The organism is Streptomyces triticagri (assembly GCF_003429565.1).
Classification (GTDB): Bacteria; Actinomycetota; Actinomycetes; order Streptomycetales; family Streptomycetaceae; genus Streptomyces; species Streptomyces triticagri.
This window is the reverse complement of the sequence record NZ_QUAK01000226.1, coordinates 1-14,816: the sequence shown is the minus strand read 5'-3', so window position 1 is coordinate 14,816 and position 14,816 is coordinate 1. Positions and strand designations below refer to the sequence as shown.

Sequence of the window (14,816 nt, the reverse complement as noted above, 5' to 3'; positions counted from 1 at the left end):
CTCCCGGCCGGCCGCCGCTCCGAAGGAGGCGCCCTCCGGCGCACGGCCCTCGGTCCCGTCGTCCCCCTGCGCCCCGGCTGCCGCACTCTCCGACTCGGACTCCGCGTCCTCCTCCTCGTCATGCCGAGGCAGCGCAAGCAGCACCGACACCGCGAGCGCCGTGCCGAGGATCCGCAGCGTGAGCCGCACCGGATCCTCGGGCAGCGGCTCACCGAAGGCGAAGGTGCCGAGCACGGCGGTGAAGAGCGAGGTCACCGTCGTACAGACCGGGACGATCAGCGAGGCCCGGGACCGCTGCAGCGCCGCCTGCGACATGATCAGGCCGAACGCGCCCGTGAACAGCAGCAGATACGGATACGGCGAGGCGAGCACATCGACGACCGCGCCCCCGATCCCGCTGGTCGTGAGATGGCTCGACACCCCCTTGATGGCCAGCGAACTCACCCCGTACAGCAGCCCGACGGCCATGCCGTACTCGACACCGTTGCTGGGCAGCCGGTGCCGGCGGCGGGCGCTCCGCTCGGCGTTCGCGTACAGCCACAGCCCGCCGGCCAGGGTCGGCACGCAGATCAGCAGCACAAGGCCCGGCGGTGCATGCCGGCTCACCGTGTCGGCGCCCTCCTTCAGGGAGAGCACCACCATCAGCAGCGCGACGAGGATCGCGCCGATCGCATACCGCTCACGCCCCGAGGTGCGCTCGCCGAGCAGCCGCGAGGAGAGCAGCACAAGCAGCACGAGCCCGGAGACGAAGATGCCCTGGGCCGCGGCGATCGGCAGCGTGCGGTACACCGCGAGCTGCGCCCCGAACCCCCCGGCCAGGGCCAGCGATCCGCCGATCCACAGCGGGCTGCGCAGCACATGGCCGAGCAGCCGCAGCGGGCGCCGGGTGGAGAGCGCGGGGAGCGTGGACAGGGCGCGCTTCTCCAGGACGAAACCCAGGCTGTACAGCGTGTTCGCCACCAGGGCGGCGGCCACCCCCCACCACATGGCTACGCCGCGCCCGCGGTTCGGTGCTCCGCGCCGTCGGCCGCCGTGCCGCCGGCCCCGTCGCCCCGTTTGCGTGCGTGCACGAGCAGGATCGACGCGGCACTCGGCGCGGCACACACAAGCCGGTCGAAGGGCCGCAGCAGCTTCGGCACCCCGTGGAAGGGCGCCCCCGCCACCCGTACCACGTCGAAGCCGGAGGCCGTGAGGAACTCCTTCAGGGCGCGGGCCGTGTACAGCCGCAGATGCCCGACGACTTCGGAGCCCGGCCGGCCGTGGATGCCCCGCAGGCTCACCTCCGAGAACACCGGCTGCACACCGGCGAGCAGCAGGGCCCGGTTGTACCAGGCGGCCAGATTCGGCGTGGAGAGCATCAGATGACCTCCGGGCTTCAGGACCCGGCGGAGTTCGTCGAGTGCGCTGTCCGGGTCGACGAGGTGCTCGATCACCTCGCTGAACAGAACGGCGTCCGCGCAGCCGGGACTCAACGGTAGTCCCCCGTCGGACAGTTCGCCCCTGATCACGTCCGACATATGGGTACGGGCCCGCCGCAGCGCGTCCTGCGACCAGTCGACACCGACCACCCGGTGGCCGGCGAGCAGCGGCGCCGCCGCCCGCGCCGCGGTGCCGTCACCGCAGCCCACGTCGAGCACGACGGACGGATCCGCTCCGGCCGGCCCGAGCGCCTCGGCGAGCATCCGGGCCTGGCGCAGACTGCGGGCGTCGCCGGAGGCCACGGGGACGGCGGGATCCTCGTAGAAGTCGCGGAGCCCGCCCCGCGGTGTGGTGGACGTGGACGTCATCGGGGGTCCTCCGTCGCGTGCAGATAGTGCTGGAACAGGTCGCGCAGCCGGGCCCCGTCGTCCGGTCCGAGCAGCGTCCGCGACCAGCGAAGGGCCAGATGCAGACGGCCCGAGGTCGACGCCGTGGTGACGGTGAGCCCGCGCGGCACACGGGCGGGCGCGGAGAACCACACGGCGCTCGCCCGCCCCGCGTCGCCGAAGTCCATCGCGTACGGGATGCGGCCGATGTTGCTGAGCAGGGTCGTCGACGTCCAGGGGCCGGCCGCCGCGCGCAGCGCCCGGGTGAGCGCGGCACGCGCTGCGACCGGCAGCACCGGGGACGTCAACAGGGCTGCTCCGTGCCCGAGTTGGGGGCGCTGCGCCGCCTTGAGCGCCCGGGTGCGGCCGGCGGTGAGTCGCAGCAGCGCGCCGAGCCGGTCCGGGTCGACCTCATGCGCGGCGAACGGGACCTCGACGAGCCGGGTGCCGTTGCCGATCGGCATCGAGGCGTCCCGCGGCCGGTCGTCCACCGGCATGGTGATACGCATCGGCCGCCGCGGTCCGCCGTGCTCCCGGTTCCATTCGGCGATCATCAGCGTGGTCGCGACCATCAGCTGGTCGTTGACCGTGTACGGGGCGCCCTTCGGGCGGTGCGGCACCGGGAGGTCGGCGACCAGCATTCCGTTGCCCGGATAGGGTCGGCCGCCGGCCGATGCCGGGGCGCCGGCCGCGATCCGCGCGGGGCGGGCGAGCCCCGAGGGCATCGCCACCGGCTGCCCGGGGGCGTCGGCCGCGCGCACCGGAGGCGCCGCCGGAGCGTTGTCCACCCCGCCGTACAGCTCGGCGGCCGTCGCCAGGACCCGCAGACAGGCGGGTCCGTCGAGCGCCGTGTGGTTGACGACCAGGAACAGCACACTGCCACCGCCGCCGGCGTCCTCGACGCACTCGAGACGCACCGGCGGGGACGCCGCGAGCGGCGGAGCCGAGGCGAGCGCACGGGCCCGGGCGGCCTCGAAGGCGTCCGGTGCTGCCGCCGGGAAGCTCACCACCGGCACATCCGGATCCCGGGTGAGCTCCCATTCGTAGCGCCGCGCGTACCAGCGCCGCGGCGCCTCCCGCATCAGCACGCGGGGGTGGCGGCGCAGCGCCTCGTGGAACGCCTCCGTCAGCCGCTGCCGGTCCGGTCGGCCCGGCAGATGCACCTCGATGTGGACGGTCTCGGGCTCCTCCTCCTGCAGGCAGTGCCGGGACACCTCGTCCACCACCGGGAACGGCACCCGGCGCGGCGGCGGTTCGGGCGCACCGGGTCGCTGGGCGGGGTGGTCCACGGCCGTCATCGGCCCTCCGTTCCTCGTGCGGCCCGCCGGGGTGTCGCGGGTCGGGTCATCTGCCGTCGTTCCCGCCCTCGCCGGACGGTGGCTCCGCCGGCGGCTTCGGCGGCTCGGACGGCTGCCTGGTCGGCTTGAACTTCGGTTTGCCGAGCGGCAGTCGGGTGGTGTCCGGATCCGGGTCCGGGGTCGCCGAACCGGGTCCGCGCGCCGACACCGTGGGCCCTGCCGTGCCGAGCGGCGGAGTGGCCGACTCGGGCGGCCCGGCCGGCCCCGGGTTCGCGCCCCGTTCACGGCGGGGCAGCTGCGTGGTGGGCGGATCCGGATCGGGCCCCGGACGCGGACCGGGTGATCCGACGGGTGCGCCGTACGGGGCTCCCGCGGCCGGCACCGGGCCGTAGTACGGCGGGGGCTGAGGCGCCGCCACCGGCTCGCTCTCCCGCTCCCGCACGGTCACCAGCGCCGCGAACACGGCGATCAGCGCCAGGAGTTGAGCCACCGGCGAGAACGCACCGGAGTCCTCGGACACCGCCTGCCCGGCCCCGACCGCGGCGACCGCACCCGCACCCGCCATCGCCAGGAACGCGATCGGCACAAGCAGCGTGTGCCGCCACCGGGCGAGCACCGCGAGCGCCGGCACGAGCAGCGCGAACGGACCCGCGATGACCGCACCGACCAGGGTCAGGACGATCGCACCGAGCACGAGCCCGGGCCCCGGCGGCGCCGGCTGATCGACACCGGCCTCGTAGTCCGGGTCGGTCTCCCTGCGCCGGATCAGGACCAGACCGATCAGGAGCAGCAGGGCCACCGCGCCGCCGATCAGACCGATCTCGTAGGTGGTGGCCGGCTCGTAGGTCAGCTCGATGGTGCCGCTGGCGTCGGCCGGCACCAGCCAGCCCTGCTGCCAGCCGTCGAGCCGTACGCTCTGCAGCTCCTTGCCGTCGATGGTGGCCTTCCAGCCGTCGTTGACGTTCTCGTACATCGTCAGATACGAGGCGGCGCCCGCGCCGACGGTCAGCGAGCGGTCGTCGCCCGCCCAGTCGCGCACGGACATCTCACGTTCGGCGGTGGCAGGGGCGGCCGGCTTGCCGGAGGTCAGCGTGACATCGGTGAGGGCCAGCGGGCCCTGGTCGCCCGCCTCGACGCGGTGCGCGCCGCTGCCGAGCGCCACACTGCCGTCCTCCTCCTCGCCGGCGCACAGCGTGACGTCGATCGGCTTGCGCTCGGTCAGATCGCGCACCGCACCCTTGGCGCTGGTGGCGTGCAGGGTGCCGTCCACGGCGAGCGGCGGACCCTCTCCGCAGCCGAGCTCGAAGGTGGCGTCCGCCTTCGGCCGCGGCGTGCGGTACTCCTCGAGGGCCGGCACATGGACCTCGGTGAGACCGACCGGCAGCTGCATCTTCCGGTCCGCGAACGGGTTGTGCACGGTCAGCGGCGCGCTCTCGGTGATGGTGATGTCGAGCCGGTCGGTGGTGATCGGCTCGAAGCGCGCCCAGCCGTTCTCGTCCACACCGGTGATCGCCGCGCCGTCCGGCGAGCTGATCTCGACCTTCTGCGGGCGCGAGGACAGACCGCCCGCGGCCGCGAGCACGATCTCGCTGATCTCCTTCTTCTCCGGCCAGCGCAGATGCAGTACGGGAGTGTCGCCCGCGATCCACGCACTGGTCAGGTCGCCGTCGGTGAGATTGCGCGGCGAGATCCCGGAGCCGAGCTGTGCGGTGGAGTCGGCGGTGATCCTGAGCTGTTCGCGCTGCTCGGGAGCCACCTCGTAGAGCAGCTCGTCGAGCTCCTTGCCGGGTACGGGGATCGCCTTGGCGGAGACCTGGTACTCGCCGCGGCCCTCGGTGGTGAAGCGGCGGTGCAGGCCGTTCTCCGAGGCGACGGGCGCGAGGCCGCCCGGGTCCGCCGCGCGGTGCAGCGCATAGACGGTCGCATCGGCGCCCTCGACGCCCTCGGCGTCGGCCGGCAGCCCGAGCATCCGGGTCACCTGCACGTCCGGGATGCTGATCTCGGAGAAGCCCGCCCCGGAGGCGTTCGGCCCGGGCTTCTGCACGTCCAGGATGGTGAGCTTCATCCAAGTGGAGCCGCCCTGCGGGGCCTTGATCTCCTGCGGCTGCCCGTTCGGCTGCAGCGTGGAGACCGCGCTGCCGGCCTGGGTCTCGACCTTCACCCGGGTCGGCGCGGCCCGCACTCCGCTCTGCGGCAGCGGTGTGACGGTGAAGTCCCGCGGTACGTAGGTGCGTTCGGTGAAGCCGATCCGCAGCCACTCGCCCTCCGGCGAGGAGGCGGTGCCCTCCGCCCAGGCGGTGTTCGGATTGCCGTCGAAGGCGTTCACCGGGTCGAACTGCGGCAGATGGAACAGCCAGTTGCCGCTGGAGGAGGCCGTCACCGACTTCGCGCCGCGCAGGACGGCCGTCGTCTGGTGCTCGGCGCCCTTGCTGGGCAGGATCTGGTGCGGCTGCTCACCCGGGTTCTGGGCGCTGCCGCTGTGGTTCCGTTCGTCCTTCGTATACGTGTAGGACGTATGGGAGTTGATCAGCCCGAAGCGGGTGTCCGCGCGGCGCATCCCGTCGCCGACCAGCTGCAGCGGTGCCGTGCCGAGACCGGGATGGTTGTCGCCGGTCAGGACGGTCGGGCGGTCCCGCATCGCCGGATCCGCGGAGAGCGGAAGCAGCGACTCGGGGCCGCCGCTGACCACAGCGGTGTTGGCGATCGGCTTCAGACCGGCCTGACCGGGCCGTTCCACACCGTCGCCCGGCTTGTAGATCTCCACCGCGCGCTGCCGCGGATAGAGGCCCTCCACCTGGATCGGGGTGTCGTCCGCGATCCGGCCGCCGGTCGTCTTCGGCCCGAAGCCGGTGACCCGCTGGTACCCGGAGGACTCCAGGGTGCGTTTGACGGTCGCGGTCGGGACATAGCCCATCTGATCGGGGTCGAGGTCGTTGCGTACGACCACATAGTGCAGCCCGGCGCGGCTCAAGTAGTCCTGCAGGCCCGGGACTTCGCCGCCGGTCAGCAGGGCCTGCTCGACGGCGTCCATGGCGCGGCGGTTCCCGGGCGCTCCGAACGGCACATAGTCGCGCTGCGCCCAGCGCGATTCGGCGAGCACATCGAGCGGCTGGTCGATGGTCGAGCCCCAGGTGTAGATGCCGTGCGCGGTGGCGGGCACCACCAGGGACCGGGAGTCGGGCGAGTACTTCTTCAGCCAGCTCGCCGTCGTCTCCCAGTACTTGGGCAGCTCCTGGAACGATCCCGGCTGCAGGATCGCCCCGCTCGCGTACGGCAGGAGCAGCCCCGGCAGGACGAGCACGGCGGCGATCAGCGGGGCGAAGCGGCGCCCGCGCACCGGCCGCGCGCCGCGCGCCTGCGCGGCCACCCCGACCAGGTGCATCAGACCGAAGGCGAGGGCGAGTCCGAGCCCGGTCTGGAACTTGTAGATGTTCCGGAACGGCACCAGCGCGCCGTCGAGCAGATCCTGCACGGTCCCGTGGAAGGGGGCGCCGAAGGCACCGCCGTATCCGGCGAGCGTCACCAGGATCACGGACACCACGGTCAGCACCAGCCAGCGCCGCTCCGGCAGATCCCGCCGGGCGAGCCCGGCGAGACCCAGGGCCGCGGCGAGGGCCGAGCCGACGATGGCGAGCCAGCTCGCGGCGACCGTCCAGCCGGCCGGCAGCCAGGCCTCGCCCAGATTCAGATACGCCACCCAGTTGCCGGCGCCGCGCAGCGCCTCGGTGGCGGACATCGTCTCGGTGGTGGTCTGCGCGTTCTCCACGTACGGCAGGAAGTTCTCGCCGTGCAGACCGAGCATCAGGAGCGGTACGACCCACCAGGCGGTGGCGAGCAGCACACCGGGCACCCACCAGAGGATCATCCGGCGCTGCCGCGGACCGCGCGGCCTGGACAGCAGATAGAGGCCGACGGGCAGCAGCGAGGCAAGCGTGGAGGCCGCGTTGACGCCGCCCATGAAGGGGATGACGAGCGCCGAACGCAGTGCGGCGTTACGGGCGCTCAGGCGCGGATCGGCCAGCGGGAGCAGCACCCACGGAAGCACCGCACCCGGCAGCGCGGCCGCCGAGGTGGAGCCCACGACGATGGTGAAGGTCGGCCACAGGGCATAGGCGGCGGCGCCGACGAGCCGGGCGCGGGAGTTGCCGATGCCGAGGCGCTCGGCGAGCCGCAGCGCACCCCAGAACGCGGCGGCCACGATGAGCGACATCCACAGCCGCTCGGCCAGCCACACCGGTATCTGCAGCAGATCGGTGAGCGCGTAGTACGGCAGCATCGGGAAGGCGTAGCCGACGTACTGGTTGGTGATACCGCCGAAACCGGCCTGGTCGCTCCAGAGCTGACCGAGGTCGCCGAGGAAGCGCCAGGGGTCGGTGGTTACCCCCAGCTTGGTGTCGAACGTCTGCCGCCCCGGCGATGCCGCGACGAACAGGACGAACACCAGGGCCCAGAACCCGAGCAGCCACCGCCGGGGCCGCGGGCCCTCGGGCGGATCCGCGGGGGGCCCCGCGGTCGGAGCCGGCACCCGGGGTGGCAGCTGTGGGCTCTGGACCGTGCTGGTCATGGACACCGCCGGAGAATGAGGAGGAGGTTCCAGGTGGCGACTTCACGCAGGCCGGGCACCTTGGCGACGGCGCCGGCGAGGAACGGCCAGTAGCGGGACCTGGCCGAGACGACCTGGACGTCGTCGCGGGCCCGCACCTGTTTGAGGGTGGGCCCGATGTGGATGGCGTGCAGGTTCTCGCCGAGGGTGTGCTTGGCGGGCTTGCCGGTGCGCCGCTGGTAGCGGTTCACCGCCCGGTCGGCGCCCAGGTAGTGCCAGGGCGCCCACTCGTGGCCGCCCCACGGCGAGTACCAGTTGGTGAACGAGACGTAGATGAGCCCGCCGGGCCGGGTGACCCGCACCATCTCGCTGAGGAACGTGCCCGGATCGTCCACGTGCTCCAGGACGTTGGAGGAGAACGCCACATCGGCGACGCCGTCCGCGAGCGGAAGCAGATAGCCGTCGGCGAGCACCGTGCCCTCGGGCGGACGGGCGCCGAGCTCGGTGGCATCGGGCTCGAAGAGATAGCTCTGCGCACCGCGGCGGCGGAACTCCTCGGTGAAGTAGCCCCCGCCGCCGCCGATGTCGACGACGACGCGGTCCTTCAGCGGGACGTACCGCTCGACCTGGTCGGCCGCGTCCCGGGCGAGCAGGGTGTACGTGTGCTCGGGGTCCTGCTGCTCACGCATGAACGCCCGGAACAGCGTGACCGATCTGCGGATCGACGGGTCCTTCACGTGCGCCGGCCCTTCGCTCTGCCCGGGGTGCCCGGCGTGCCCGCCGCGGCGGCCGTCTCCACCGCCTCGGCCGCGACGGCACGGAACTGCCGGACGGTGTTGGACCAGCGGTAGTCCGCCGCACGGTCGGCGGCGGCCTTGCCGAAGGCGGTCCGGCGTTCGGCGGAGAGCGCGAGGGTGCACCAGGCGGCGGCGAAGGACGACTCGCCGCGGGCGAGCACCCCGGTGACGCCGTCCTCGATGGAGTCCCTGAGGCCCGGTACGTCGAAGCCGATCGCGGGCGTGCCCCGGGTCGCGGCCTCGGTGACGACGAGCCCCCAGCCCTCGACCGCCGACGGGTGGAGCAACAGCCAGGAGGCGCACAGCAGACGGTGTTTCTCCGCCTCCGATATGTGCCCGGTGAACTGCACCGACGGCCCGGCCATCCGCTCCAGGCGCTCCCGCTCGGGACCGTCCCCGACGATGACGAGCCGCCCGCCGGTGACCGGTCTGACCCGCTCCCACAGGCGAAGGAGCAGATCGATGCGCTTGTACTCGACGAGCCTGCCCATCGCGAGGAACAGCGGCTCGTCACTGCGGGGTTCGAGCGGTCCCGGCTCCTCGACCCCGTTGTGCACGATCCGGATCCGCTCGGGCGGGACACCGATCGACTCGAGGGCGGTGGCGGTCGAGGGGGACACCGCCACCAGAAGATTGCCGCGCTGCGCGCCGGCCAGCGCCCAGTGCTCCAGCTTCCGGCCGAGCCGGGCCGCGGGGGCCGGGTAGCGCATCCCCCACAGGTCGGTGTGCACATGGTTGACCAGACACAGGGTGGGGCCCCGGTGCCACAGCGGCGCCAGATACGGCATGCCGTTGCAGACCTCGACGAGCAGATCGCAGTCGCCGACCTGCCGGGTGAAGGCACTGCGCGCCTTCAGATAGTGGCCGAGATCGCCGCCCGCGGAGACCACCCGGTAGTCGCGGTACGCGGCCGGGCCGCCGCACAGCAGGGTGACCTGGTGCCCGCTGTGCGTGAGCCCGTCGGCCAGCTGGTCGACGAGGAGCTCGGACCCGCCTGCGGCCGCGTTGCCGAGGTCGCGGCGGGAGAGGAAGACGATGCGGCGCGGGTGTGCGCCGCCCGTGCCTGGCCTGGCTCGGTGCAGGGCCTCCCGGGACCCTGGGTCGCGCAGGGCAGGAGGTACGTGCTGGGGCATCCTTGCTCCAACTCGTCTCGGGGTGCGGTGACGGAGATGCGATGGCAGGGCGTGCTGTCCCGGAAGACCGGGGTCTTGCATTCCCGGAGATCCGGGACCGGGCGGGATTCACATACAGCCGTGGAGCGGGGGAAGGGGGTGAAACTCCGGTTGTCCGATTGCCGGTTGTCTGTGTTCCGGCTGTGTTCATTCGGTGGGGATGGACAGTTTTCGCCGACCCGTTCGATGCGGCTACTCACGGAAGTGACAATTTCACGCGCAGTTGACACTGACGTCTCATCACATCGTGGTGGGTTCCTGCGGAGTCCGCGGTTCCCGCCCCCGTACGACCAGAACGCCGCCCACCGCGGCGATCGCCAGACCGGCCGCGCCGGTGCCCACCGGCAGGGTCTCACCGACCAGTTCGAGCCGGCTGCTGTCGTCGTCGGCCAGCGAGACCTGCTGCTTCTGGGTCTTGTCGGTGAAGGCGATCTTCTTGCTGTCCAGGAGCACCACCGCGTCCTTTTCCGAACCGGGCTTGCGGAGCGTCTTGCGGGGGCCGATCTGGGCGTAGATGATCCGGCCGGTGCGCTGGTCGGCGACCAGGTCGATGCCGTGGTTCGCGTACCACTCTTCGGCGAGCACCTGGCCGGCCTTCGAGCCCACCAGGGTGCCCGGGACCTGGCGTGTTCCGGTCTTGGCCGGCTCCACGGTGCCGGTGAAGTGCAGCCCCTCGTAGCCCTGGACCTTCTTGGTGCCGCGGTACTTCAGCGGCACGGTCGCTCCCAGGGTGTTGTCCCACCAGGTGTACGAGCGCTTCTCCACGTCGAAGGGGAATTTCAGGTACGCCTCGCCCTCGAAGTACGGCTCCTCCTGGCAGCAGTGCACCGGGGCGTTGGTCTTCCGGTCGGTGACCCATCGCTCCAGGGTCCACTGCAGCGAGTCGTGCGGGTCCTCGGCGGGCAGTGACTTGTCCGGATCCACCGAGGTCGACACGTCCCAGATGGCCCGGCCGCTCTTCTCGCTGTCCGCGACGTCGCCGCGCACCTGCCGGGTGATCGTCAGCTTCTGGTTCTTGACGGTCTCGACTTTTCCGGTGTCGAAATACGCGCCCTTCCCCTCGAAAACGGTGGTGGTGTCGATGTCCACCGGGGTGCGCTTCGCCCGTGGTTCGACGTACCAGGCGAGCATCGGCGCGAGGACCAGGAGAAAGACCCCGACACCCAGCACGATCAGCGAAAACGGGGAAGCAGTACGGCGCATCCGGGTACTCCAGAGGGTTTTGGGGCGGCTCGGTGGAGGCTCACTGCCGCGAGAAAACGAGTCGGAAAAACGCACCTGCGCATCTGGGCCGGGAACCGTAGGCGCACCCTTGACGAACTGTCAATCGATTGTCGACACTGGGCTACTGCCGGAAGGGGCCGGCGGGGGACTGGTGGGTGACCTCCGACAGAGAGGTTGACCCTGCCATGCACAGACTTCTCGCCGCAGCGCTGACCGCGGCGCTCGCCGCCGGACTCGCCGTCGCAGCGGCCCTCGGCATCGTCTCGATGCTGAACGCCACCCCGGAGCAGCCCAACACCCCGCTCGTCACCTACGAGACGGCCCAGCGGGAGCGCTGACCGGATGCCCGCCCGATCGGCCTGGCGCGATGTGCCACGGCTGCAGGTCAAGCAGTTCGCCGCGCTGGCCATGGACGAAGTACCGCAGCTCGCGCAGGACATCCTGCGCGAGATCCGCCGTGAGTACCCCCAACTGCCGATCGTCCTCGATGAGTCGGGGGAACCGATGGCACTCGTCGGGATCCGGCGCGCCCTGGAGGGCTTCGTCAAACAACTGGTGATCACCGAGGGCCGGCCTCGCTATCTCCCGGAGGTCTTCCAGGAGTTCGGCCGCGGCGAGGGCCTGCACGGCCGCACCCTCGACTCGCTGCAGGCCATCTACCGGCTCGGCGTACGCCTGGCCTGGCGGCGCCTCGCCGAGATCGGGCAGCAGGTGGAGATCCCGCCGCCCGCGATGTACGAGCTCGCCGAATCCGGATTCGAGTACTTGGACGGTCTGGTGGACCAGTCGGTACGCGGCTACGCGGAGGCGGCGGCCCGACAGGCCGGCGAACGTCTGCGGCTGCAGCGCAAGTTGATGGAACTCCTGCTGGCCGACCACCCGCGCGGCGACCCGACGGACTCCCTCAGGGAGCGGGCGGCCCGTGTCGGCTGGCCGCTGCCCGGACGGGTCGCCGTCGGGGTGCTGCGCCGGCCTGCGCGCGAGGCGGTGGCCCCGGCGCTGGGCCAGGAGGTCCTCCTCGACATGGAGACCGAACAGCCCCGCATGGTCGTCCCCGAACCGGGCGCCGCGGGCCGCCACGAACTCCTTCGGCGGGCCATGACCGGCTGGTCGGGCGCGATCGGTCCGCCGGTGCCGCTGGTCGACGCGGCGAAGTCGCTGCGGTGGGCGGAGGCGGCGGTGGGTCTGATGGAGCGGGGGCTGCTGCCGGCCGGCGAGGTGCTGTTCTGTACGGAGCACACCGAGGCGCTGGTCCTACTGCAGCCCGAGGAGCTGATCGACGACCTGGCCGCGCGATGCCTCGCACCGCTCGCGCTGTGCGGGCCCGCGCACGGGCGGCGGCTCGCGGAAACGCTCCTCGCGTGGCTCGAGACCCGCGGCGGGGCGCCGGAGGTCGCCGCGCGACTGGGCGTCCACCCCCAGACGGTCCGCTACCGCCTTCGCCAGATCCGCGAACTGTGGGGCGACGAGATCGACGACCCGGACCGCCGCTTCGAACTCGAGCTCGTGTTGCGAGCTCAACGGTTGAGGTCCCTTTGAAATCCAGCCCGTCCGGCATCACCTCCAGCCTGTCCGGCATCACCTCCAGCCTGTCCGGCACCACCTCCAGCCCGTCCGGCATCACCTCCAGCCCGTCCGGCGTTTGAGGACATCTTTCGGCCGCAGGCCAGAAATCCAGCCCGTCCGGCGATTGAGGACATCTTTTGACCGGCGGTCAAGCACGTGGCTTCCAGGGCTCCGCCCCGGACCCCGCTCCTCAAGCGCCGGAGGGGCTGGATGTTGCGCCGGAGGGGCTGGAGGTGGTGCCGGACACGTCCGGCGACAGCATGCGCGCAAGGAGGTCCCGCAGGACAACCCTCTCCTCCCGCGACAACGTCGCGAGAGGTTCGCGAGCAAAATCCAACCCGTCGCGAAGCTCCGCCGCAGTCTCCGCCCCGACCGCGGTCACCGCGGCCCGCTTCACCCGCCGATCCGCAGGATCCGCCCGCCGCTCCACAAGGCCACGGGACTCGAGCCGATCCACGATCCCCGTGACATTCGACGGCTCACACTTCAGCTCGTGCGCAATCTCCCGCATCCGCATCGGCGCAAGCGACAGCAGCCCAAGCACCCGCGCCTGCGCCCCGGTCAGCGCATGCTGCGCCGCCGCCTGCTCGTACTCCTCGTAATACCGCGCCACGACGGAGCCGATGAGCTGAACCACCTCGAGGGTCAGGGGATCGGTCGGGGACGTTCGCGTACGGGCCATGACAGCCACCGTACCCGTTTGCTTGACAACATGAAATATCCAGGCGCATGGTTGTTTCACGTACTGAAGTAAATGGCGCAAGCCGATGGAGGCCGCACCCCGTGACCGCACAGCCCGCACTCCCCGCCACCAGCCGCGCCTGGCACCTCGTCGCCCGCCCGCACGGCTGGCCGAAGCCCGCGGACTTCGCCCTGCGTGAGACCCCGGTGACCGAGCCCGCCGAGGGCTCGATCCTGGTGCGCAATCAGCACTTCTCGGTCGACCCGTACATGCGCGGCCGGATGAACGACGTGAAGTCCTACGTCGCCCCGTACCAGCTCGACGCCCCCATGGACGGCGGCGCGGTCGGCGAGGTCATCGCCTCGAACTCCGCGGACTTCGCCGTCGGCGACCAGGTCCTGCACGGGCTCGGCTGGCGCGAGTACGCCGAGGTCCCGGCCCGGCACGCCACCCGTGTCGACAGCTCCGCCGCCCCGCTCTCCGCGTACCTGGGCGTCCTCGGCATGCCGGGCCTCACCGCGTACGCCGGACTGCTCGAGGTCGCGTCTTTCAACGAGGGCGACACGGTCTTCGTCTCCGGCGCCGCCGGCGCGGTGGGCAGCCAGGTCGGCCAGATAGCCAAGCTCAAGGGCGCCGCCCGCGTCATCGGCTCGGCCGGTTCGGACGACAAGGTCGAGCTGCTCACCAAGGAGTACGGCTTCGACGCCGCGTTCAACTACAAGAACGGCCCGGTCGCGGAGCAGCTCAAGGAGGCCGCCCCGGACGGCATCGACGTCTACTTCGACAATGTGGGCGGCGACCACCTCGAAGCCGCCATCAGCAGGCTCAAGGTGCACGGCCGCGTCGTCGTCTGCGGCATGATCGCGGGCTACAACGACACCGAGCCCGCCCCGGGCCCGCGCAACATGGCCATGATCATCGGCAAGCGCCTGCGCATCCAGGGCATGCTCGTACGGGACCACGCCGACCTGCAGCCCCGGTTCGTACGCGATGTGGCCGGCTGGATCGCCTCGGGCGAGCTGAAGTACCGCGAGACCGTCGTCGAGGGCATCGAGAACGGCGTCGACGCGTTCCTCGGCGTGCTGAGCGGCGCGAACACCGGAAAGATGGTCGTCAGCCTGTGAGCGTGCGCCCGTGACGGGGCGCGGTTGCGCCACCCCGCGCAGCCGCGGTTAGTCTTCTTGGAGCAGATCGCCGGGGGTCGTGGGCGCGAGCCCCGGGCGACGCAAGAGTCAAGGAAAGCAGATATGGGCATCCAGCACTCCGACGTGAAGTACACGGCCGTCGCCACCGCCGAGAACGGCCGTGACGGCAAGGTCGCCACCGACGACGGCAAGCTCGACGTCGTCGTCAACCCGCCGAAGGAGATGGGCGGTTCCGGCGCGGGCACCAATCCGGAGCAGCTCTTCGCCGCCGGCTACGCGGCCTGCTTCCAGGGCGCCCTCGGCGTCGTGGCGCGCAACGAGAAGGCCGACATCTCCGGCTCCCGCATCACCGCGGAGGTCGGCATCGGCACGAACGACGACGGCTTCGGCATCATCGTCACCATCAAGGGCTCCTTCCCCGGCCAGGACGAGGCGACCGCCAAGGACCTGCTGGAGAAGGCGCACCAGGTCTGCCCGTACTCGAAGGCCACCCGCGGCAACATCACGGTGGACCTCGAGGTCGTCTGACCGGCAGCCGCAGCTGCCGGAACACCGAAGGGCGCCCCTCCGGTCGCTGGAGACCC

General features: G+C 71.7%; 11 protein-coding genes and 1 pseudogene. 4 read left to right on the top strand and 8 right to left on the bottom strand.

What is annotated here, in order from left to right:
• Nucleotides 1-111: 111 nt before the first annotated feature.
• From DY218_RS30095 to DY218_RS30065, 7 genes and pseudogenes are all read right to left on the bottom strand, one after another.
• A pseudogene (locus DY218_RS30095) lies at nt 112-975 on the bottom strand (hypothetical protein); the annotation flags it as partial.
• A 14-nt stretch (nt 976-989) separates the two neighbouring features.
• Nucleotides 990-1,787, bottom strand: coding sequence for a class I SAM-dependent methyltransferase (locus DY218_RS30090; RefSeq protein ID WP_128559334.1), 798 nt, complete (start codon nt 1,785-1,787; stop codon nt 990-992).
• Nucleotides 1,784-3,103, bottom strand: coding sequence for a condensation protein (locus DY218_RS30085; RefSeq protein WP_128559333.1), 1,320 nt, complete (start codon nt 3,101-3,103; stop codon nt 1,784-1,786). Before DY218_RS30085 ends, DY218_RS30090 begins: the two co-directional genes overlap by 4 nt.
• A 46-nt stretch (nt 3,104-3,149) precedes the next feature.
• Nucleotides 3,150-7,667 carry an alpha-(1->3)-arabinofuranosyltransferase gene (locus DY218_RS30080; RefSeq protein ID WP_128559332.1) on the bottom strand — a complete coding sequence of 1,506 codons (4,518 nt, stop codon included), beginning with the start codon at nt 7,665-7,667 and terminating at the stop codon, nt 3,150-3,152.
• Nucleotides 7,664-8,383: a class I SAM-dependent methyltransferase gene (locus tag DY218_RS30075; protein WP_128559331.1), complete on the bottom strand. Its 720-nt coding sequence runs from the start codon at nt 8,381-8,383 to the stop codon at nt 7,664-7,666. The genes DY218_RS30080 and DY218_RS30075 overlap by 4 nt, the downstream gene beginning before the upstream one ends.
• A complete protein-coding gene (locus tag DY218_RS30070) occupies nt 8,380-9,576 on the bottom strand; it encodes a glycosyltransferase family 4 protein (protein ID WP_128559330.1) in 1,197 nt (398 codons plus the stop codon). Before DY218_RS30070 ends, DY218_RS30075 begins: the two co-directional genes overlap by 4 nt.
• A 279-nt stretch (nt 9,577-9,855) precedes the next feature.
• The gene (locus DY218_RS30065; RefSeq protein ID WP_128559329.1) at nt 9,856-10,818 is read right to left on the bottom strand and encodes a DUF3068 domain-containing protein; all 963 of its coding nucleotides are present in this window, start codon (nt 10,816-10,818) and stop codon (nt 9,856-9,858) included.
• Nucleotides 10,819-11,024: 206 nt separating this feature from the next.
• On the opposite strand from DY218_RS30065, the gene DY218_RS34665 reads away from it, so the two are divergent.
• Entirely contained in the window at nt 11,025-11,177 is a 153-nt protein-coding gene (locus DY218_RS34665) for a hypothetical protein (protein WP_199566898.1), read from the top strand.
• 4 nt (nt 11,178-11,181) lie between these two features.
• Nucleotides 11,182-12,378 carry a PucR family transcriptional regulator gene (locus DY218_RS30060; protein WP_128559328.1) on the top strand — a complete coding sequence of 399 codons (1,197 nt, stop codon included), beginning with the start codon at nt 11,182-11,184 and terminating at the stop codon, nt 12,376-12,378.
• Nucleotides 12,379-12,595: 217 nt separating this feature from the next.
• Here DY218_RS30060 and DY218_RS30050 read toward each other — a convergent pair whose 3' ends face one another.
• Entirely contained in the window at nt 12,596-13,087 is a 492-nt protein-coding gene (locus tag DY218_RS30050; RefSeq protein WP_128559327.1) for a MarR family winged helix-turn-helix transcriptional regulator, read from the bottom strand.
• A gap of 47 nt (nt 13,088-13,134) precedes the next feature.
• On the opposite strand from DY218_RS30050, the gene DY218_RS30045 reads away from it, so the two are divergent.
• Entirely contained in the window at nt 13,135-14,211 is a 1,077-nt protein-coding gene (locus tag DY218_RS30045) for an NADP-dependent oxidoreductase (RefSeq protein WP_128559326.1), read from the top strand.
• A 123-nt stretch (nt 14,212-14,334) separates the two neighbouring features.
• Complete coding sequence (locus DY218_RS30040) at nt 14,335-14,760, top strand: organic hydroperoxide resistance protein (protein WP_128559325.1); 426 nt, start codon at nt 14,335-14,337, stop codon at nt 14,758-14,760.
• Nucleotides 14,761-14,816: the final 56 nt, after the last annotated feature.